We start from the raw sequence: 19505 nt of genomic DNA, 5'->3' as shown, positions 1-19505 counted from the left end.
TCCGAAGAGCACGTGTTTGTTGGTCGGTACGTAGTCCAGACCGTCATTGTTGAGCACGGCGGGGGTGGCCCGCCGCGGGTCGAGCTGCATCACATTGTTAGCGATAAACAGACTGTAATAGCGATAGGCAACCAGATAGATAGCGACTGCTGCGACTACGATCCAGAGGGCGTTGATTGCCTCGCCTCGGCGCAATGCCACGACACCAAGGGCGCACGCTCCCAAGATTGCCAGCAGCAGCCAGGGCAGATGGCGCAGCAGGCTATTATTATTTTTCATTTTTATGATTCCAGCCAAGGTGGACAAGAAAGACAGCCACCCCGAGTTTAGCGCTCCTGACAGCAAAGACCATACCCCGACATTGGTCTAGAGGCTTGCCGGTGCTGGCAGCTTTGGATGATGCGGGTCTATAGTCAGCGAACCTTGCCGAGGATTGCGCCATGAGCGACCACCCAGCCGATCGCCGCCGCTTTAAACGTATTGCGTTCGATGCCAACACGGAGCTGCGTCAGGGGGAGTTCACCTGGCCGGTGAAGCTGATCGACTTGTCACTCAAAGGATTACTGATCGAGCGCCCCGAGCCGTGGCTGGGAGATCGGGAGCAGGATTTTTCCGTCTGCATTCACTTGGCCGATGAATCCGATATCAACATGGATGTCCACCTGACCCACCAAGACTACGGCCAGTTGGGCTTCGTCTGCCGCCATATCAGCCTGGAATCCATCGAATGCCTGCGGCGCTTGATCGAGCTCAACCTGGGTGACCCGAAGGAGCTTGAACGAGAACTGGGCGCCCTGATCGAAATCTGACGGCCCGACACCATCCCAATGTGGGAGCGAGCTTGCTCGCGATGACGGAGTGTCAGGCGATATTGATGTCGACTGTTCGGACGCTATCGCGAGCAAGCTCGCTCCCACAGGGACCAAGTCCAGCCCATAAATTTATTCGAACAATGCGTCGAGGGCCTGTTCCAGGCGCGTTACGGCAATAATCTGCAAGCCTGGCGGCGCCTCTTTCGGCGCATTGCCCTTGGGCACGATGGCGCGCTTGAAGCCGTGCTTGGCGGCTTCTTTCAACCGCTCCTGGCCGCTCGGCACCGGACGCACCTCACCAGACAAACCGACTTCGCCGAACACCAGCAAGTCATGGGGCAATGGCCGATTGCGCAAACTGGACATGACCGCCGCCATCAGCGCCAGGTCGGATGCCGTTTCCAACACCTTCACCCCACCGACCACATTGAGGAACACGTCCTGATCGTGGGTCGGAATGCCACCGTGACGGTGCAACACCGCCAACAACATCGCCAGTCGATTCTGATCCAGGCCCAGCGTGACTCGGCGCGGGTTGGCCAGGTGACTGTCATCGACCAGTGCCTGGACTTCCACCAGCATCGGCCGGGTTCCTTCCCACGTAGCCATGACCACACTGCCCGGCACTTCTTCCTGAGCACGGGTCAGGAAAATGGCTGATGGATTGGAGACTTCTTTCAGGCCTTTGTCGGTCATGCCGAACACGCCCAGCTCGTTGACGGCGCCGAAGCGGTTTTTCACCGCCCGCAGCAGACGCAAGCGTCCATCGGACTCACCTTCGAAATACAGTACGGTATCGACCATATGCTCCAGCACACGCGGCCCGGCCAACGCACCTTCTTTGGTCACGTGGCCGACGAGGAAAATCGCCGTTCCACTCTGCTTGGCATAGCGCACCAGCAATGCTGCACTTTCACGAACCTGGGACACGCCACCCGGTGCCGATTGCAGTTGCTCGGTAAAAATCGTCTGGATCGAGTCGATCACCATCACCTTGGGTTTTTCGACTCGAGCCGTGGCGATGATGGTTTCGATACAGGTTTCGGTCATCACCCGTAGCTGATCCTGCGGCAATCCGAGACGACGGGCGCGCATGGCCACCTGTTGCTGGGATTCTTCGCCAGTGACATAGAGCGCTGGCATGCTCTTGGCCAGGTTGCACAAGGTTTGCAGGAGAATGGTCGATTTACCGATGCCGGGGTCGCCGCCGATCAGCACGACCGAGCCGTCCACCAGTCCGCCACCCAGCACGCGATCAAGTTCACTGGAAGCGGTGGAAAAACGTGGGATTTCCTCGACGCTGACTTCGGCCAGGGTCTTGATCTGCGCCTGTTGCCCGGTCCAGCCGGTACGCCCGCTGGGAGGCGCGGCACCGCCGCTCTCGACCATGGTTTCGGTCAGGGTGTTCCAGGCTCCGCACTCGCCGCACTGGCCAGCCCACTTGGGGAAAGTCGAGCCGCACTCGGTGCAGCCATACATGCGCTTGGCCTTGGCCATCTGAACTCCCGGCAAAAAACGCGATGATAACTCAGGTAGACCGGATCAGCGCGACGCGGTGGTGTGGCAGATTTTCGGGCAGCAACTTTACCTAATAAATGAAAGACACTTTAACCGATTGAAACTCGGGAAAACCTGTACAACTTTTTACCCACTGCCAAACCCCTCTCAATAATTCGACTTCAAACTTGTACAAGTCTTTAATAAATAAAATATGGCTGTACAACTATTCCGCTGATCATCAGATTTTTCACATATACATGCAAATCTCGTCTCTGCGTAAAAGTGATTCATCCCTCTTACACATTGTCGATATCTTTACGCCTTTGCCAATTCAAACATGAAATTTTATTCATACCCCATCTCCCCTGCACTGTCAGCGACTTACAGAAACAACAATAGAAATGCTCATTGGGCCGAGCATAATAACGTCCGGAAAAATCCTCGTGCCGATTGAACAGCCAGCACAAGAGTGATGGTTTTTTTGTAATCTTTTTGCCAGGGACCTGGTCGATAGCGGCAAGCGCCATCAGCAGGTGTTTCGAGCAAGATGTGTTTTGCTGATTTACACTGCGCTCACCAACCTCATCTGTCACAAGGAAATAACCTATGGGCGTGCTCAATGAGTTCAAGGCCTTCGCGGTCAAAGGCAATGTCGTCGACATGGCCGTCGGCATCATCATCGGCGCCGCGTTCGGCAAGATCGTATCGTCCTTCGTCGGCGATGTCGTAATGCCACCCATCGGCCTGCTGATCGGCGGGGTGGACTTCGGTGACCTGGCCATTACGCTCAAGGCCGCCAACGGCAACGTCCCGGCAGTGGTGCTGGCGTACGGCAAATTCATCCAGAGCCTGATCGACTTCGTTATCGTCGCCTTCGCGATCTTCATGGGCGTCAAAGCCATCAACCGTCTGAAACGCGAAGAAGCCGTCGCCCCCACGCTGCCGCCAGTTCCGACCAAGGAAGAGGAGCTGCTGAGTGAGATCCGCGATCTGTTGAAGGCCCAGAACAACCGGCCTTGAGCGCAAGTGTAAGAAACGACGCCCCTGTAGGAGCGAGCTTGCTCGCGATGATCGCTAACGATAACGCGTGTTTACCGGCGCTCTTGAGTCCATCGCGAGCGAGCTCGCTCCTACAGGCGCCGTTTTATTACCAGTAGTTTTCCACTGCCACTTGCGCGGGTCGTCGACTGAGACTCAAGTGCATCTCGCGCTGTTTGAGCAACTGGCGCGTGTCATCGATCATCTGCGGATTGCCGCAGAGCATGACCCGTGAGTGCTCAGCCGTCAGGGTCGCACTGGCTGCCCGCTCCAGCTCGCCACTCTCGATAAGGGCGGTGATTCGGCCACTCATGGCGCTCGGATGCTCCTCGCGAGTGACGGTGGCAATGAACTGCAACTTGTGTGCGAATTCCGCCAGATAATCGCGCTGCGCCAGCCCCGCAATCAGCTCCTGATAGGCCAGTTCCCGGGCTTCACGCACGCTATACACCAGGATGATCCGCTCGAATTTTTCCCAGACCTCGAAGTCCTGCAAAATCGACAGGAACGGCGCCACGCCAGTGCCTGTGGATAACAGCCACAGGTCACGCCCGTCGACAAAGCGATCAAGCGTCAGGTAACCAAAGGCCTGACGATCAACCAGCAACGTATCACCGACTTCCAGACGGCTTAATTCACTGGTGAATTCGCCGCCCGGCACGACGATTGAAAAGAACTCGAGAAACTCGTCATAGGGTGAAGACACCATGGAATAGGCACGCCATACCGTGCTGCCGTCAGCCTTGGTTACCCCCAGCCGGGCGAATTGCCCCGCACGAAATCGAAAGCCCGGATCCCTGGTGGTGCGCAGCGTGAACAGGTTCGGGGTCAACGGCCGAACGTCGAGCAATGTCTGGCGCGTAAATTTTTCTGCGCTGGCGGTCATGGGGTGCTCCGTTGAACTGGCAACTCTAGTCTCCTCCAAAGCATACGAATTAAACACCGACGGTTTGTAGTGACTTTGACACCTACTCTCAAACGCCACCTCCACTTAACTATTCAGTTAACACATACATCAATCGCAATCATATGAACGCCGTCATTTAAACAACCAGAAAACCCTATGCGCATTAGAACTTAATCATTTCTTTTTACACGCTAATAACATTAAAAAATTACAACGCATTTGTAGGAATTATCCTACACTCGCAACGTTCCGGATCTCGGATCCAAAAAATACCTCGCGTAAATTTACACTTGGAGTTCCCAATGGAAAGGTGGAAGGAATCGCAGCTCCATCAGCTGTTACGCACGACAGATATCGACACTGCCTATCGAATCTCACTCGATTTCGCGAAAAACATCGGGTTCAAATTTTTCGCTTTTTCAATCACCTGTGCAGAAAAGGCCGGCCCGACGAACACCGTGCGATTAAATAACTATCCGGTGGATTACAACACCGAATATGAACAGAAGCAGCACCGCGACATTGATCCGATAGTAGCTCATTGCCACGAGAGCATGATGCCGATTGTGTGGAATGAAGAATTGTTCTCCAAGGTTTCATGGTTATGGGATGCGCTCGAGTACCAAGGTTTGCAGCACGGCTGGTCGCACTCCGTTCATGACGAAGAAAGCGGCCTTTGCAGCATCTTGAGCCTGGCCCGCAGCCATTCCCCGGTTACAGCCCTGGATCTGTATGAAAACCTTGGTTTTTCAATTTTCATGGGCGGGCACCTGCATCGGCTGATGGCGCAGACGTTTCCCAGGCAATCCGTAAAACCGCCTCCACCGCATTTGTCACAACGTGAAATCGATGTATTGAAACTGGCAGCGGATGGCAAGACTGCGGGCGAGAGTGCCGTCATCCTCAACGTCACCCCTCGCACCGTAAATTTTCATGTGCAAAAGGCGATCGAAAAATTCAGCGTCAACAACAAGCTTTCGGCGGTCGTTGCCGCCGCCAAAGCCGGCTATCTCCCCGAATAATCAAAAAACCCGCGAGTATTCCAAAAGAAAAAAACGTACCATTTGCAGTCCCTCCGTAGTGTGGTCGTGCTAACCGTCACGATGCAGTCCACTCGGCCGGTTCTGCCCGCGACAACGCCTCTTGGCGGCGGGCACCCGTTGATTACCAAGAGCCCCCGCCCCATGCCTTTGCTCGAAACACCCTTCGCCCGTCTCGACCTGATCCGCCAGCCCGAACAGCAGAATGAACCGCTGCAAGCGTTTGATGCCGCAGACGAGTACCTGCTCAATTATCTGGCCGAACAGCAGCCATCCATCGAGACTCGGGTGCTGGTGCTCAACGACAGCTTTGGCGCATTGGCCGCCAGTCTGGCGGGCAAGGTTCGGGTGATTAGCAGTGGCGACTCGTTCCTGGCCTTCCAGGGGCTGGAAAAGAATCTGATTCGAAACGGTCAGGCGTTTGATGCCGTACCGAGCGTACCCGCCAGCGAAGCGTTCACTGGTCCGTTTGACCGGGTACTGATCCGGGTACCGAAAACCCTGGCCCTGCTGGAAGAGCAACTGATCCGCCTGCAAGGCTGTCTGGCGCCCGGTGCCCAAGTCATTGCCGCCGCCATGATCAAACATTTGCCCCGGGCGGCGGGCGATCTGCTGGAGCGCTATATCGGTCCGGTGCACGCTTCGCTGGCGGTGAAAAAGGCTCGGTTGCTGATTGCTGACGCTGAATCCAAAGCACCTGCCGTATCGCCTTATCCTTCGCGCTATCAACTCGACGCACCTGCAATCGAACTGCTTAACCACGCCAATGTGTTCTGTCGCGAAGGCCTGGATATCGGTACTCGCGCGTTTCTGCCGCACTTGCCAAGGAATCTTGGCGCTGCACGGGTCGCGGACCTCGGTTGCGGCAACGGGGTTCTGGCCATCGCCAGCGCACTGCAGAACCCTGAGGCTCACTACACGCTGGTGGACGAGTCATACATGGCCGTGCAGTCGGCGGCCGAAAACTGGCGCGCGGCGCTGGGTGAGCGGGAGGTGATCGTGCGTGCCGGTGATGGCCTGGCCGGCCAGGAACCTCAGTCGCTGGATGTGGTGTTGTGCAACCCACCGTTTCACCAGCAACAAGTCGTCGGCGACTTTCTCGCCTGGCGTATGTTCCAGCAGGCGCGCGAGGCGCTGGTGGTCGGCGGTGCGCTGTACATCGTCGGCAACCGTCATCTGGGTTATCACAGCAAGCTTGCACGGTTGTTCCGCGGCGTCGAACAAGTGGCGGCCACCCCCAAGTTCGTGATCCTCAAAGCGCGCAAATAACCGGCAAAAAAAACCCTCCGTCAGGAGGGTTGCAAATCCGTGCCGCAAGGCAGCGGGATGGGAATGTCAGTGCGTGGTCAGGCCAGCGGCATTCATGAACATGCGCATCAGGCTCGCGACGATGAACAGCGCAACGACGCTGCCGGTCCAGATCATCACCAGCCAGCCAAGTCGCTGCCAAAGCGGCTTTTTCTCTGCGGCTTCGATTTCCTGCAAGGAATGTTTACCGGCCATCATCGCAATCTCCTCTGCAACGGCGCAGGTATCAGCCCTGCGCCATTGTCGTGTGTTCTAGTGGTAACCATCTTCGTGGGTCACCTTGCCGCGGAACACGTAGTAGCTCCAGAAGGTGTAACCCAGGATGAACGGGATGATGAATAACGTGCCCACCAACATGAAGCCTTGGCTTTGCGGTGGTGCGGCGGCGTCCCAGATCGAGATCGATGGCGGCACAATGTTCGGCCACAGGCTGATGCCCAGACCGCTGTAGCCGAGGAAAATCAGCACCAGGGTCAACAGGAATGGCGTGTAGTGCGCATTGCGAGCCACGGCGCGGATCAGACCGTACATGGTCACCAACACCAGGATCGGCACCGGCAGGAACCAGAACAGGTTCGGCAGGGTGAACCAGCGCGCCGCAATCTCGGCATGTGCCAACGGGGTCCAGATGCTGACGATACCGATCACCGCCAACACCACGAACGCCAATGGCCGCGCCAGGTCGTGCATCTGCTCTTGCAACTTGCCTTCGGTTTTCATGATCAGCCAGGTGCAACCGAGTAGCGCATAAGCCACCACCAGCGCCAAACCACAGAACAGGGTGAACGGTGTCAGCCAATCCAGTGAGCCACCGGCAAACTGACGATTGACCACCGGCAACCCGTCAATGAATGCACCCAATGCCACGCCCTGGAAAAACGTTGCGGCGACTGAACCGCCAATGAATGCCTTGTCCCAGAGATGACGCTTGTCGTCCCTGGCCTTGAAGCGGAACTCAAAAGCGACGCCGCGAAAAATCAGCCCGATCAGCATAAAAATCAGCGGCAGGTACAACGCCGAGAGCACCACCGAATAGGCCAGCGGGAAGGCGCCGAACAACGCCGCGCCGCCCAGTACCAGCCAGGTTTCGTTGCCGTCCCAGACCGGGGCAACCGTATTCATCATCACGTCGCGGTCGGTCTTGCCCTTGATGAACGGGAAAAGAATCCCGATCCCCAGGTCGAAGCCGTCCATCACCACATACATCATGATGCCGAAGATGATGATCACGGCCCAGATCAGCGGAAGATCAATACCCATGATTCAAATCTCCTTGGTCAGGCTGGGGCTGTGATCGTGATCGTGATCGCCATCATCGTCAGCAGCAGACAGCGGACGCGCCGGCGTGCGTTTCTGGCCGGGACCACCCATGCTGGTTTCCTTGCCTTCGTCGATCTTCGGCCCTTTGCGCACCAGACGCATCATGTAGCCAAGGCCTACACCGAACAGCGTGAAATACACCACAACGAACATGATCAGGGTGATGCTCATCTGCATGAAGCTATGGTTGGAGGACGCATCCGCCGTGCGCATCAACCCGTAGACCACCCACGGCTGTCGGCCGATCTCCGTGGTGAACCAACCCGCGAGAATCGCGATCAGCCCGGACGGCCCCATCCACAACGCCAGGTACAGGAACGGCCGCGAGGTATACAGCTTGTCGCGTTTGCGCAGCCACAGGCTCCACAAACCGGTGAAAATCATCAGGAAGCCCAAGCCGACCATGACGCGGAATGACCAGAACACAATGGTCGAATTCGGCCGGTCTTGCGCTGGAAACTCCTTGAGCGCCGGCACCTGTTTATCCAGGGAGTGCGTCAGGATCAGGCTCCCCAGGTACGGAATCTCGACCGCAAATTTGGTCTTCTCGGCTTTCATGTCCGGCCAGCCAAAGAGAATCAGCGGAGTCGGCTCGTCACCGACGTTTTCCCAGTGACCTTCGATCGCGGCTATTTTCGCTGGCTGATGCTCGAGCGTATTGAGGCCGTGGAAGTCGCCGATGACGGCCTGAATCGGCGCGACGATCAAGGCCATCCACATAGCCATCGAGAGCATGGTGCGAATCGCCGGATTGTCCTTGCCGCGCAGCAAATGCCAGGCCGCCGAAGAACCGACGAAGAAAGCAGTGGCGACGAATGCCGCTGTTGCCATGTGCATCAAGCGGTAGGGGAACGACGGATTGAAGATCACCGCCAGCCAATCCACCGGAATGACTTGGCCATTGACGATTTCATAGCCCTGCGGGGTCTGCATCCAGCTGTTGGAAGCGAGAATCCAGAACGTCGAAATCAGCGTGCCGATGGCGACCATGACCGTGGCGAAGAAGTGGAGTTTGCGTCCGACCTTGTTCCAGCCGAACAGCATGACACCGAGGAAACCGGCCTCGAGGAAGAAGGCCGTAAGGACTTCGTACGTCAGCAACGGCCCGGTCACAGAACCGGCGAAGTCCGAAAAGCGGCTCCAGTTGGTGCCGAACTGATAGGCCATGACCAGCCCGGAGACCACGCCCATGCCGAAGTTGACGGCAAAGATCTTCGACCAGAAGTGGTACAGATCGCGGTACGTGTCGTTATGGGTTTTCAGCCACAGGCCTTCGAGCACCGCCAGGTAACTCGCCAGGCCAATGGTGATGGCAGGAAATATAATGTGAAACGAAATGGTAAACGCGAACTGAATCCGGGCGAGCTCAAGTGCCTCCAAACCGAACATAAGTCTTCCTCTGTCAGGTAATACCGGCTGAAGGCTTGCGGCCTACACCCCTGCCCCCCCACGGATATGGAGTGTGGCGAAATTGCAGTCGTTCTCTTTTTACACACAGCACAACGTAGGGAGTCTGGCCATCTGGCCGCCGGATCAATTCCACGAACGGTCTTGATCTGGGTCAAGCAACGTTAAAAGAGTAGTCCCATTTTTGACGATGGACGGTGTGGTCTTTTGCCGCGTGACAGGTTGCCTCACAGGCCCCTGTAGCAGCAGGCTGCGCCTGCTGCTACAGGGGGCAAGAGCAGATCGGTATCTAGCTAACTAATTTGCCGTGCCTTGCAACTTCTGGTTACAGCTTGGTGATAATCTCGCCCCTCCCCTCGTTCAAGACCTGCCTTCAGATGCCCAGCCAAGCGCCCTTGCTGTTACGTCATCACCGCCCTTTTATTGCGTTCTGGCTGGCTCGGGTGTTTACCGCCAGCGGATTTCAGATGCTGACAGTGGCCATTGGCTGGAACCTCTACCAACTGACCGGCAACGTGCTCGATCTGGGTTTGGTGGGTCTTGTGGAGTTCGCCCCGCGGGTATTATTCATGCTGCACACCGGGCATGTCGCAGACCGCTATGACCGGCGCAAGGTCGCGGCGATCTGCCAATCTGTGCAAGCGTTGATCGCGCTGTCGCTGGCCATCGGTAGTGCGACCGACCACGTCACCCGCGAGATGATCTTCATCCTCGCGTTCCTGCTCGGTGCTGCGCGCTCCTTCGAGATGCCGACGACGCAAGCCTTGCTCCCGAGCATCGTGCCCAGCGCGTTGTTCCCCCGCGCCGTCGCTGCAGCGCAATCGGCGCAACAATCGGCAACGATCGTCGCCCCGGCCCTCGGCGGGTTGCTCTACGCTTTCGGCAGTGTCTGGGTGTATGGCCCGACCGTGATCCTTTACCTCATCGCTTGCTCGCTGATGCTCAACCTACCGGCCCGGCAAACACCGTTGAACAAGGGCAAGGCCACCCTGGATTCGTTACTGGCGGGCATTCGTTTCATCCGCAGCCGCCCGGACATTCTCGGGGCGATCTCCCTGGACCTGTTTGCCGTATTGCTCGGCGGCGCGACTGCGTTGCTGCCGGTGTTCGCCAAAGACATTCTGCTGACCGGCCCATGGGGCCTGGGCCTGCTGCGTTCGGCGCCGGCGGTGGGGGCGTTACTGATGTCGCTGTTCCTGGCGCGATTTGCCGTGGAACGCAACGTCGGACGGGTGATGTTCACGGCGGTAGGCATTTTCGGTGTCGCGACCATCGCCTTCGGCCTGTCGACCTCTTTCTGGTTTTCCCTCGCGGTGCTGGTGGTATTGGGCGCAGCAGACATGATCAGCATGGTGATCCGGGCGTCCTTCGTGCAACTGGAAACCCCGGACGAAATGCGCGGCCGTGTCAGCGCCGTGAACGGTCTGTTCATCGGCGCTTCGAACCAGTTGGGCGAGTTCGAATCCGGCCTCACCGCCCATTGGTTCGGCACCGTACCGGCGGTGGTCATGGGCGGTATCGGCACACTGGTGGTCACGGGTACGTGGATCAAACTGTTCCCGACCCTGGCCAAACGCGACCGAATGCATGTGCCGATGGAAGAAGCCAAGGTTTGATGCACCGCGGGGGTGAAGCACAAATTTGCCGACCAGGTGCAATACATAGATAGCACATTGAGTGTAATGTAACGCCTTACACTCACCCCATGATCATTTCCTTTCAGCACAAAGGCCTTCGTGGCTTCTATGAAACAGGTTCGACTCGCGGGATCCGTGCAGTCCGTGCGAAGCGTCTGTCTCGAATGCTGCAATTCATGGACCGCGCAGTGGTACCTGGTGACCTCGACCTACCGGGATGGCGGTTGCACCCGCTCAGGGGGGAGTTGACTGAGTATTGGTCACTGAGCGTTTCGGGAAACTGGCGGGTTGTTTTTCGTTTTATCGGTTCGGATATCGAACTGGTCGACTATCTGGACTACCACTGACAGGAGGCAGGACATGCCCTTGCACAACCCGCCACACCCTGGCGAAACACTGTTGATGGATGTATTGCCCGAACTGGGCATCAGCATCACAGAACTAGCGCGGCACCTGGGGTTTGCGCGCCCGCATTTTTCACGGGTCCTGCATGGCCACGCGCCGATCAGTCCAGACTTGGCGGTACGTCTGGAGCGAGCCGGAATCGGCAAGGCGCGGATGTGGCTAGGTGTTCAGACCGACTACGATCTTTGGCAAGCAGAGCAGCGCGAACAACCGGTCATCAAACCTCTCGCCGTCCACGCCTGACCTCCTCTACACCACTAACTCCCCCGCCACCGCTGCCCGCACGGATTTGCCGCAGAGTTGTTCCACCAACACTAACGCAAATGGCAATGCCGCGCCCGAGCCTTGGGCGGTGATGCAGTTACCATCGACCACCACTGGTTGATCGACAAAATTGCAACCCAACAGCTGGTGACTGGCCGATGGCAGGCAGGTCATGCGCCGCTGACGTAAAACGCCGAAGGCTTGCAGCGCCAATGCCGGGGCCTCGGCGATGCCGGCGAACAGACGCCCGGCCATCGCTTGATCCTTGATCAATTGCTGCAAGGGTTGATGGGCGGCCAGGTGTTGCGACCCGACCACTCCGCCGGGCAGGACGATCAGGTCGAACGTCTGGGCCAGCAGATCCACCAGCATCGCATCGGCCGTCAATCGGGTGCCTCGGGCACAGGTGAGCATGCGCCGCCCCTCAATGCTGGCCACCACCACTTCAACCTTGGCGCGACGCAATACATCGATCAACGTCACTGTTTGCAGGTCATCGATGCCCTCGGCGAGGGTAATCAAAGCTCTAAAGGTCATGGGCACAGTCCACAGGATGATCTTTAAAGCGTAGACAGCTTTCCTGTCCCTTGTTCGAGCCGGCCGTTACTTGATGTAAAGCTGTGTCGACATTGTGTTGCCTGGCACGTTGATGGACGTATCGCTGAAGGTGAACGTGCCCTCCTGCTTGCCTGCCAGATCAAAGACATACACATAACCGACGGTTTTTCTCCCTGCGATGCAGGCAGTCAGGTTGCCGTTATCAAACGCACAGACCGGAGTGCGAGTGCCGCTCACCGCAAAACCGTCCAGCCCCACATGCGCCCCCTTACCGTAGCCGACTTCCAGCACGTAAATCTTGATGTTCGGCCCTGTGTGATTGCAGCGGGTCTGCTCTTGCCCCGGAGCAATGTTTTCAACGCCACAGCCCCGCGACTCGACTTTAAGCACGTTCACCTGGCTCAACGGGGGCGCCGATGCCGCCAATGCGGTTTGCGCCCCCAGAAACAGGGCAATCAATACGCCGAATGCCGCAATTCCACGCTTTTTCATGCAATACATAGGTACCCCCAAAACCAGCGCGCAGTATGGCTCACTTGGCTTAAGCGCAAAACATCGACGACGATCGCAGCCATAAGCAGCCACAGCCCCACGCTGCTGGTATGATGCGCGGCTTTTTCCGACCCACAGAAAATTACCAGGCGCCTGGTACGGTCTGTGCTTTGATGTTGAGGTCGATACATTCACGGCGCCGGGCGCGCCACGGGGAGCAGACATGCTGGAAAGGCTGTTTCAACTCAAGGCACACAACACCAACGTGCGGACCGAGATTCTGGCGGGCGTCACGACCTTTTTGGCCATGGCCTATATTCTGTTCGTCAACCCGAGCATCCTCGGCGAGACCGGCATGGACAAGGGCGCGGTGTTTGTCGCGACCTGCCTGGCGGCAGCCATCGGCTCCACAGTGATGGGCCTGATCGCCAACTACCCGATCGCCCTCGCGCCGGGCATGGGCTTGAATGCCTTCTTCACCTACACCGTGGTCCTGCACATGGGCCACACCTGGCAAGTGGCGCTCGGCGCGGTGTTCATCTCCGCGGTGCTGTTCTTCCTGCTGTCGATTTTCCGTATCCGGGAATGGATCATCAACAGCATCCCGCTAGCACTGCGCTCGGCGATTGCTGCCGGTATCGGCCTGTTCCTGGCGCTGATTGCCCTGCATAACGCGGGCATCGTGGTCAACAACCCGGCGACCATGGTCGGCCTCGGTGACCTGAAGCAACCCGCTCCAATCCTCGCGACCCTCGGTTTTGCCCTGATCGTTGCCCTCGAAGCCTTGAAAGTGCGCGGCGCGGTGCTGATCGGGATCCTGGCGGTGACCATTGTTTCCATCCTGATGGGCTTCACCCCGTTTGGCGGCGTGATGTCGATGCCGCCATCGCTGGCCCCGACATTCCTGCAACTGGACATCAAGGGTGCACTGGACATCGGTCTGGTCAGCGTGATTTTCGCCTTCCTGTTCGTCGACCTGTTCGACAACTCGGGCACGTTGATCGGCGTTGCCAAGCGCGCCGGCCTGATGGGCAAGGACGGCCACATGCCGAAAATGGGCCGCGCCCTGATCGCCGACAGTACCGCGGCCATGGCCGGTTCGCTGTTGGGCACCTCGACCACCACCAGCTACATCGAATCCGCAGCCGGCGTGAGTGCGGGTGGCCGCACTGGCCTGACCGCTGTGGTGGTCGCGATTCTGTTCCTGCTGGCGCTGTTCTTCTCGCCACTGGCTGCCAGTATTCCGCCATTCGCCACGGCACCGGCACTGCTGTTCGTCGCGGTCCTGATGACATCCGGCCTGGCCGAAATAGACTGGGACGACATTACCGTGGCCGCACCGGTCGTGGTCACCGCCCTGGCCATGCCGTTCACGTATTCCATTGCCAACGGCATCGCCTTCGGCTTCATCGCCTGGACCGGGATCAAAGTGCTGTCCGGCCGCGCCCGTGAACTGAACCCGGCGCTGGTGATTCTGTCGATTCTGTTCGTGATCAAGTTGGGTTGGTTCAACGCATGACTTTTGATTCCCAGGCCTACGCTGTTCAGCTCGAAGAAAAGGTCACGCGCCTGCGTGATCTGTTGGCCCCGTTCGATGCGCCCGAGCCAGCGGTTTTCGACTCACCGCTGCAAAACTTTCGTCTGCGTGCCGAATTCCGCCTGTGGCGCGAAGGCGGCGAGCGGCACTACGCGATGTTTTCCCAGGAAGACAAACGTACGCCGATCCTGATCGAAGCCTTTCCGATCGCCAGCCTGCGCATCAATGAGTTGATGCCGCAGCTCAAGGCGGCATGGAAAGCGAGCGCGGCGCTGAGCCACAAGTTGTTTCAGGTGGAGTTCCTGACCACCCTGGCCGGCGATGCAATGATCACGTTGTGCTATCACCGCCCTCTGGACGAGCACTGGCACACGGCGGCTTCGAAACTGGCTGCCGACCTGAATGTCAGCGTCATCGGTCGATCCAAGGGCAAACGCGAAGTCATCGGTCACGATTATGTGGTCGAAAAGCTGGAAGTCGGCGGCCGCACGTTCAGCTACCGTCAGCCCGAAGGCGCGTTCACCCAGCCCAACGGCACCGTGAACCAGAAAATGCTCAACTGGGCGTACGACGCACTCGGTGATCGCTCCGACGATTTGCTGGAGCTGTATTGCGGCAACGGCAATTTCACCCTGCCGCTGGCCACCCGTGTGCGCAAAGTGCTGGCCACCGAAATCAGCAAGACCTCGGTCAACGCGGCGCTGAGTAACCTCAGCGAAAACGCTGTGCATAACGTCACCCTGGTGCGCTTGTCCGCCGAAGAGCTGACCGAAGCGCTGAACGAAGTGCGTCCGTTCCGTCGCCTGCACGGCATCGACCTGAAGAGCTACGAATTCGGTAGCGTCTTCGTCGATCCGCCTCGCGCCGGCATGGACCCGGACACCTGCGAACTGACGCGTCGCTTCGACAACATCCTGTACATTTCCTGCAACCCGCAAACCCTGGCCGCCAACATCGCCCAACTGCACGACACCCACCGCATCACTCAGTGCGCGATGTTCGACCAGTTCCCGTGGACTCATCACATGGAGTCAGGGGTGTTGCTGACCAGGCGGTGATTGCAGCCGACCGATACAAAACAGCCGTCATTACGACGGCTTTTTTGTGGGTGCTCAGACAGTCGCATCGGCCTTGCGCGGACGTCCGCCCTTACGGCCGTTCGCCCGCGCAGCCTCGGCTTTGGCGGCGCTGCTTTGGCGACCATTGCGCGAGGCGATGACCGAAGCGGCCATATCCATCAGCGGCTTGCTCGCCGAAATCATCCCGGCGATGGAGACCTGCAGATCCTTACCCTCATGGCACAGGGCGGTCCCGGAAAAACCGACTTTCAGTTCTGCGAAATCCTCGACGTCAAAATCATCGAACTCCGGATAGTGCTGAACTGGCAGCAGCACGCCACTGCCATCAATGAAACTGAGTGCCAGGCACGGGTCCACAAAGCTCACCGAAGTCACCTGCACACCGCTTTTGTGACGCACCTGTCCCCGCAGGATGGCTTCATCCAGCACGGCCTCGGTGACGGGCCGATCCACCAAATTTGTTGCTGTTACCGTTTTCATAGTTTGATCTCCACGCCCTCCGGAACGCCTATCAACGCCAGCAGGGTCTTGTTCGTCTCGGGCTCATAACAAGCAGAGCCAATCATGCAGGTCGTACTGGCGATCCTTTTGACCACCACGACTTCGCTGGTCTGCCAGTCCCATATCTGATGATCGAGGCAGACGGTGTGTAACTTGCTCCACCAGACATTCCGTGCACGACGCAAATGGGCCGGTTGCCCGAGCGCATGACGCAAGCCTTCCAGCACTGCCACTGGCGGCCGGTTGAAATAGGGAACCACGTCCCACAGCTCGACACTGTTGTGCCAGAAGCTGAATTTGAAACGCGCGCTCCAGGGCCCGGCGTCCACATGGGCGTGCGGTGGGCAGTGCTCATCGCGCAACATGATCACCATTGAAAGCCCTTTGTAGCGGAACAATTTCATATTAACCCATCCGTTAGGTTTGTGAGTCCTATGACTCGACTTTCCTTGAAGAACCCGATGACTGGTCCTGACCCGCATTCAGTCATCCGAACTTGAGACTAGCGTTGCAAATCGTCCCAAGCGCGGCGATCAAAGGACAAAAATGGTAAGCAATCCTTTCGACAATTTGATAAACACTGCATCAAGACCTTCATTTGATCCCCGGTGTAATCAATCATGCAGCGAGTATTCGACGATCTTCAGCTCGGCAGCATCGAACTGTTTTGCCTGGCCGCCGAGGCCGGCAGCTTTACCGCTGCGGCACTGGTGGCCGGCGTGACGCCGGCAGCCGTGAGCCGTTCGGTGTCGCGCATGGAAGAACGCCTGGCTGTGCGTCTGTTCGCCCGCACCACCCGCAGCGTCAAACTGACCGACAGTGGCCGGCGTTATTACGAGGAATGTCGTCAAGCGCTGGCGCAACTGGTCGAAGCCCAACGTGAGGTCATGGGCCAACAGCAGCAACCGTCCGGCACGTTGCGCATCAGTATTCCCACCACCTATGCCCACCACCGCATTCTGCCGTTGTTGCCTGAATTTCGTGCACGGTTCCCGTCGGTGAAGGTTGAGTCGCACATCAGTAATCGCAACATCGATTTCGTGGGTGAAGGCTATGACATGGCCATCCGCGTGCGCGCCATCCCGGATTCAGGCCTGATCGCACGACCGCTTGAAGACGCGGAGCTGGTGATGATTGCCAGCTCCGATTACCTGAAGCGTGCGGGCACTCCCCAAACACTGGACGACCTCAAGCAGCACGAATGCATCCAGTACGAATTACCCAGCAGCGGTCGGCGAATCGCTTGGCTGTTCAACGACAACGGCGAGCAGCGGGAGATTCTCGCCGACGGCAATCTGAGTTGTTCTGACGATGTGCTGGGGGGCGTGACCCTGGCGAAACACGGGGCGGGACTGTTTCAAACCTATCGCTTCATTGTCGAAAACGAACTGGCAGATGGCTCGCTGGTGGAAGTGCTCAAGCCGTATGGCGGACGCTCACGGCCGTTCACCCTGCTCTATCCACAGAGTCGCCACGTGCCGTTGCGGTTAAGGGCGTTTATTGATTTCCTGATGGAGCACCTGCCTCGCTGAACGCTGAAGTCGTCCGATCACCGCACACAAAAATCCGGCGAGCCACCTCTTTAATTGACCAAATTAACCATCTAGTACAATTTATCTCCACAGGCTGAGACCCTCGGCCAATGCTAAAAATAACAAGTGGAGAGACCCCGATGAACCCTATCGTTCTGGTGCTCAACGGCCCGAACCTGAACCTGCTCGGCACCCGTGAACCGGCCACTTACGGCCATGAAACCCTGGCGGATATCTCAGCCTTGTGTGCACGTGCCGCCGAAGAGTTCGGCCTGGCGGTTGAGTTTCGCCAGACCAACCATGAAGGCGAATTGCTCGACTGGATTCACGCAGCCCGGGGCCGTTGCGCCGGGATTGTCATCAACCCGGCCGCCTGGACCCACACCTCGGTTGCGATCCGCGATGCCCTCGTCGCCAGCGAGCTGCCGGTGATCGAAGTTCACCTGTCCAACGTCCACGCCCGTGAGCCCTTCCGCCATCACTCCTTCGTGTCAGCCATCGCCACCGCGGTCATGGCCGGTTTCGGCAGCCATGGCTATCGCCTCGCGCTGGAGCACTTCAGCCAACGTCTGAAAGGGTGAACGCTGTGACACAGAACAACGTGGTACTGGCCGGCCTGATCGGCGCCGGCATCCAGGCTTCCCGCACCCCGGCACTGCACGAGCATGAAGGCGATGCCCAGGGGTTACGTTACCTCTATCGCCTGATTGACCTCGATCAGTTGCAACTCGACAGCGACGCTTTGCCTGACCTGTTGATGGCGGCCGAGCGCATGCACTTCACCGGACTGAACATCACATTTCCGTGCAAGCAGACGATCATCCCGCTGCTCGACGAGTTGTCGTCGGAAGCCCGAGGCATTGGCGCGGTGAATACCGTCGTGCTGAAGGATGGCAAACGCATTGGCCACAACACCGATTGTCTGGGGTTTGCCGAAGGCTTTCGGCGTGGCTTGCAGGGCGTTGCCGTTAAGCGTGTCGTCCAAATGGGCGCCGGTGGCGCAGGCGCGGCAGTGGCCCACGCGCTATTAAGCGAAGGCGTACAACAGCTGAGCATTTTCGACGTGGAAATCAGCCGCGCCCAACACCTGGCCGACAACCTCAATCAACATTTCGGCGCCGGTCGAGCGGTGGCCGGACACGATTTGCCGAGTACGATGGCACAGGCCGATGGTCTGGTGAACACCACGCCCATGGGCATGAAAAAGCTGCCGGGCATGCCGGTGCCGGTGGAGCTGCTTCGGGCTGAGTTATGGGTGGCGGAGATTGTTTATTTCCCGCTGGAAACCGAACTGCTGCGCAACGCCCGGGCTTTGGGTTGCAGGACGCTGGATGGCGGCACTATGGCGGTGTTTCAGGCCGTGAAGGCGTTCGAGTTGTTCAGCAGCGTGGTGCCCGATGCCCAGCGGATGCTGGCGCATTTTCAGAGCATGAACGGCTGAATGATGGGTGTGAGGGGCCCCCCCCCTCCTCCCGGATCAGGCCCGCAAATACCGCAGCACAGACTCGCAGACCATTTCTCGATGACGCTGTTTGACGCTTTCTTGCGACAAGTCGATCTGAAAAATCTCACCAAGGGTATGGCGGTTCGACACGCGATAGAAGCAAAACGAAGTGATCAGCAAGTGCACGTCCAGCGGGTTGAGGCCGCTACGGAACAATCCCTCTTCGGCACCACGCTGCAAAATCACCCCCAGTGAATCGAGCACCGTGGTGTTCATCGCCTTGATCGCTTCGGAGCGTTTCACATACTCGGCGTTGTGAATGTTCTCGATGCTGACGATGCGCACGAAATCCACGTTGCGATCATGGTGATCGAAAGTGAATTCCACCAACCGTCGAATGGCTTCCAGCGGCGCCAGTTCCGCCAGGTGCAGACGGTTTTCCGTGCTGCGGATATCCCCGTAGAGTTTCTCCAGCACCTCGACGTAGAGCTGTTCTTTACTGCCGAAGTAGTAATAGATCATGCGCTTGGAGGTGTGGATGCGCTCAGCGATGGCATCGACGCGAGCGCCGGAAAGCCCCTGCTGAACGAACTCGACAATGGCTTCTTGAAGGATGTTCTCGCGGGTTTTTTCCGGGTTGTTCTTGCGACTCTTGCGCGGCTCGACGACAGGTTCGTCGGGGGCTACAGAGCGTTCTGAAGTGATGGTCATTGCGGGCTCACGG

At 58.1% G+C, this 19505-nt stretch carries 23 protein-coding genes; 12 read left to right on the top strand and 11 right to left on the bottom strand.

Features of this window, described 5'->3' with window-relative positions; translation table 11 throughout:
• Positions 1 to 279 (bottom strand): carbon starvation CstA family protein (locus tag ACM6IR_RS27950; protein WP_414910684.1); only part of this gene is annotated, 279 nt, incomplete at its 3' end.
• A gap of 161 nt (positions 280 to 440) precedes the next feature.
• On the opposite strand from ACM6IR_RS27950, the gene ACM6IR_RS27945 reads away from it, so the two are divergent.
• Positions 441 to 809, top strand: coding sequence for a PilZ domain-containing protein (locus tag ACM6IR_RS27945; RefSeq protein WP_414910683.1), 369 nt, complete (start codon positions 441 to 443; stop codon positions 807 to 809).
• Positions 810 to 941: 132 nt separating this feature from the next.
• Here the strand turns inward: ACM6IR_RS27945 and radA are convergent, their stop codons facing one another.
• Complete coding sequence (gene radA, locus ACM6IR_RS27940; RefSeq protein WP_140669448.1) at positions 942 to 2309, bottom strand: DNA repair protein RadA; 1368 nt, start codon at positions 2307 to 2309, stop codon at positions 942 to 944.
• Between the two features lie 609 nt (positions 2310 to 2918).
• Between radA and mscL the strand changes: the two genes are divergently transcribed.
• Positions 2919 to 3332 carry a large-conductance mechanosensitive channel protein MscL gene (gene mscL, locus ACM6IR_RS27935; protein WP_414910682.1) on the top strand — a complete coding sequence of 138 codons (414 nt, stop codon included), beginning with the start codon at positions 2919 to 2921 and terminating at the stop codon, positions 3330 to 3332.
• Between the two features lie 127 nt (positions 3333 to 3459).
• Here the strand turns inward: mscL and ACM6IR_RS27930 are convergent, their stop codons facing one another.
• Positions 3460 to 4236 (bottom strand): ferredoxin--NADP reductase, encoded by a 777-nt coding sequence (locus ACM6IR_RS27930; protein ID WP_414910681.1) that lies wholly within the window; start codon positions 4234 to 4236, stop codon positions 3460 to 3462.
• Between the two features lie 323 nt (positions 4237 to 4559).
• Between ACM6IR_RS27930 and ACM6IR_RS27925 the strand changes: the two genes are divergently transcribed.
• Both ACM6IR_RS27925 and ACM6IR_RS27920 read left to right on the top strand, forming a co-directional pair.
• Positions 4560 to 5279: a helix-turn-helix transcriptional regulator gene (locus ACM6IR_RS27925; RefSeq protein WP_414910680.1), complete on the top strand. Its 720-nt coding sequence runs from the start codon at positions 4560 to 4562 to the stop codon at positions 5277 to 5279.
• Positions 5280 to 5441: 162 nt separating this feature from the next.
• Positions 5442 to 6566, top strand: coding sequence for a methyltransferase (locus ACM6IR_RS27920; protein ID WP_414910679.1), 1125 nt, complete (start codon positions 5442 to 5444; stop codon positions 6564 to 6566).
• Between the two features lie 66 nt (positions 6567 to 6632).
• On the opposite strand, the gene ACM6IR_RS27915 is transcribed toward ACM6IR_RS27920, so the two are convergent.
• From ACM6IR_RS27915 to ACM6IR_RS27905, 3 genes are read right to left on the bottom strand one after another with little or no spacing between them, the layout of a single operon-like run.
• Positions 6633 to 6800: a DUF2474 domain-containing protein gene (locus tag ACM6IR_RS27915; protein WP_201116518.1), complete on the bottom strand. Its 168-nt coding sequence runs from the start codon at positions 6798 to 6800 to the stop codon at positions 6633 to 6635.
• A 57-nt stretch (positions 6801 to 6857) separates the two neighbouring features.
• Complete coding sequence (gene cydB / locus ACM6IR_RS27910; RefSeq protein WP_201116239.1) at positions 6858 to 7865, bottom strand: cytochrome d ubiquinol oxidase subunit II; 1008 nt, start codon at positions 7863 to 7865, stop codon at positions 6858 to 6860.
• 3 nt (positions 7866 to 7868) lie between these two features.
• Positions 7869 to 9314 (bottom strand): cytochrome ubiquinol oxidase subunit I, encoded by a 1446-nt coding sequence (locus ACM6IR_RS27905; RefSeq protein ID WP_414910678.1) that lies wholly within the window; start codon positions 9312 to 9314, stop codon positions 7869 to 7871.
• Positions 9315 to 9709: 395 nt separating this feature from the next.
• On the opposite strand from ACM6IR_RS27905, the gene ACM6IR_RS27900 reads away from it, so the two are divergent.
• The 3 genes from ACM6IR_RS27900 to ACM6IR_RS27890 all read left to right on the top strand — a co-directional run bounded on the left by ACM6IR_RS27900 (position 9710) and on the right by ACM6IR_RS27890 (position 11617).
• Positions 9710 to 10948, top strand: a complete 1239-nt coding sequence (locus ACM6IR_RS27900) for an MFS transporter (RefSeq protein ID WP_414910677.1) — start codon at positions 9710 to 9712, stop codon at positions 10946 to 10948.
• Between the two features lie 89 nt (positions 10949 to 11037).
• Positions 11038 to 11316 carry a type II toxin-antitoxin system RelE/ParE family toxin gene (locus ACM6IR_RS27895; RefSeq protein WP_414910676.1) on the top strand — a complete coding sequence of 93 codons (279 nt, stop codon included), beginning with the start codon at positions 11038 to 11040 and terminating at the stop codon, positions 11314 to 11316.
• 13 nt (positions 11317 to 11329) lie between these two features.
• Positions 11330 to 11617: a HigA family addiction module antitoxin gene (locus ACM6IR_RS27890; protein ID WP_414910675.1), complete on the top strand. Its 288-nt coding sequence runs from the start codon at positions 11330 to 11332 to the stop codon at positions 11615 to 11617.
• A 6-nt stretch (positions 11618 to 11623) separates the two neighbouring features.
• Here the strand turns inward: ACM6IR_RS27890 and ACM6IR_RS27885 are convergent, their stop codons facing one another.
• Together ACM6IR_RS27885 and ACM6IR_RS27880 are read right to left on the bottom strand one after the other, a co-directional pair.
• Positions 11624 to 12175 (bottom strand): DJ-1 family glyoxalase III, encoded by a 552-nt coding sequence (locus tag ACM6IR_RS27885; protein ID WP_414910674.1) that lies wholly within the window; start codon positions 12173 to 12175, stop codon positions 11624 to 11626.
• A gap of 66 nt (positions 12176 to 12241) precedes the next feature.
• Entirely contained in the window at positions 12242 to 12688 is a 447-nt protein-coding gene (locus tag ACM6IR_RS27880; protein WP_414910673.1) for a DUF4879 domain-containing protein, read from the bottom strand.
• 223 nt (positions 12689 to 12911) lie between these two features.
• Between ACM6IR_RS27880 and ACM6IR_RS27875 the strand changes: the two genes are divergently transcribed.
• Positions 12912 to 14207: an NCS2 family permease gene (locus tag ACM6IR_RS27875; RefSeq protein WP_414910672.1), complete on the top strand. Its 1296-nt coding sequence runs from the start codon at positions 12912 to 12914 to the stop codon at positions 14205 to 14207.
• Positions 14204 to 15283 carry a tRNA (uridine(54)-C5)-methyltransferase TrmA gene (trmA, locus tag ACM6IR_RS27870; RefSeq protein ID WP_414910671.1) on the top strand — a complete coding sequence of 360 codons (1080 nt, stop codon included), beginning with the start codon at positions 14204 to 14206 and terminating at the stop codon, positions 15281 to 15283. The genes ACM6IR_RS27875 and trmA overlap by 4 nt, the downstream gene beginning before the upstream one ends.
• A 54-nt stretch (positions 15284 to 15337) precedes the next feature.
• Here trmA and ACM6IR_RS27865 read toward each other — a convergent pair whose 3' ends face one another.
• Together ACM6IR_RS27865 and ACM6IR_RS27860 are read right to left on the bottom strand one after the other, a co-directional pair.
• Complete coding sequence (locus ACM6IR_RS27865; RefSeq protein WP_414910670.1) at positions 15338 to 15784, bottom strand: DUF2442 domain-containing protein; 447 nt, start codon at positions 15782 to 15784, stop codon at positions 15338 to 15340.
• Entirely contained in the window at positions 15781 to 16209 is a 429-nt protein-coding gene (locus tag ACM6IR_RS27860) for a DUF4160 domain-containing protein (RefSeq protein ID WP_414910669.1), read from the bottom strand. The genes ACM6IR_RS27865 and ACM6IR_RS27860 overlap by 4 nt, the downstream gene beginning before the upstream one ends.
• Positions 16210 to 16425: 216 nt before the next feature.
• On the opposite strand from ACM6IR_RS27860, the gene ACM6IR_RS27855 reads away from it, so the two are divergent.
• The 3 genes from ACM6IR_RS27855 to ACM6IR_RS27845 all read left to right on the top strand — a co-directional run bounded on the left by ACM6IR_RS27855 (position 16426) and on the right by ACM6IR_RS27845 (position 18778).
• Positions 16426 to 17337, top strand: coding sequence for a LysR family transcriptional regulator (locus ACM6IR_RS27855; protein ID WP_414910668.1), 912 nt, complete (start codon positions 16426 to 16428; stop codon positions 17335 to 17337).
• Between the two features lie 140 nt (positions 17338 to 17477).
• A complete protein-coding gene (gene aroQ, locus ACM6IR_RS27850; protein ID WP_414910667.1) occupies positions 17478 to 17918 on the top strand; it encodes a type II 3-dehydroquinate dehydratase in 441 nt (146 codons plus the stop codon).
• A 5-nt stretch (positions 17919 to 17923) separates the two neighbouring features.
• Complete coding sequence (locus ACM6IR_RS27845) at positions 17924 to 18778, top strand: shikimate dehydrogenase (RefSeq protein ID WP_414910666.1); 855 nt, start codon at positions 17924 to 17926, stop codon at positions 18776 to 18778.
• 36 nt (positions 18779 to 18814) lie between these two features.
• Here the strand turns inward: ACM6IR_RS27845 and ACM6IR_RS27840 are convergent, their stop codons facing one another.
• Positions 18815 to 19492 carry a TetR family transcriptional regulator gene (locus ACM6IR_RS27840; RefSeq protein WP_414910665.1) on the bottom strand — a complete coding sequence of 226 codons (678 nt, stop codon included), beginning with the start codon at positions 19490 to 19492 and terminating at the stop codon, positions 18815 to 18817.
• Positions 19493 to 19505: the final 13 nt, after the last annotated feature.

Source organism: Pseudomonas sp. IT-P253 (assembly GCF_949768125.1).
Lineage (GTDB): Bacteria > Pseudomonadota > Gammaproteobacteria > Pseudomonadales > Pseudomonadaceae > Aquipseudomonas.
This window is presented reverse-complemented; position numbering and strand designations above follow the sequence as displayed.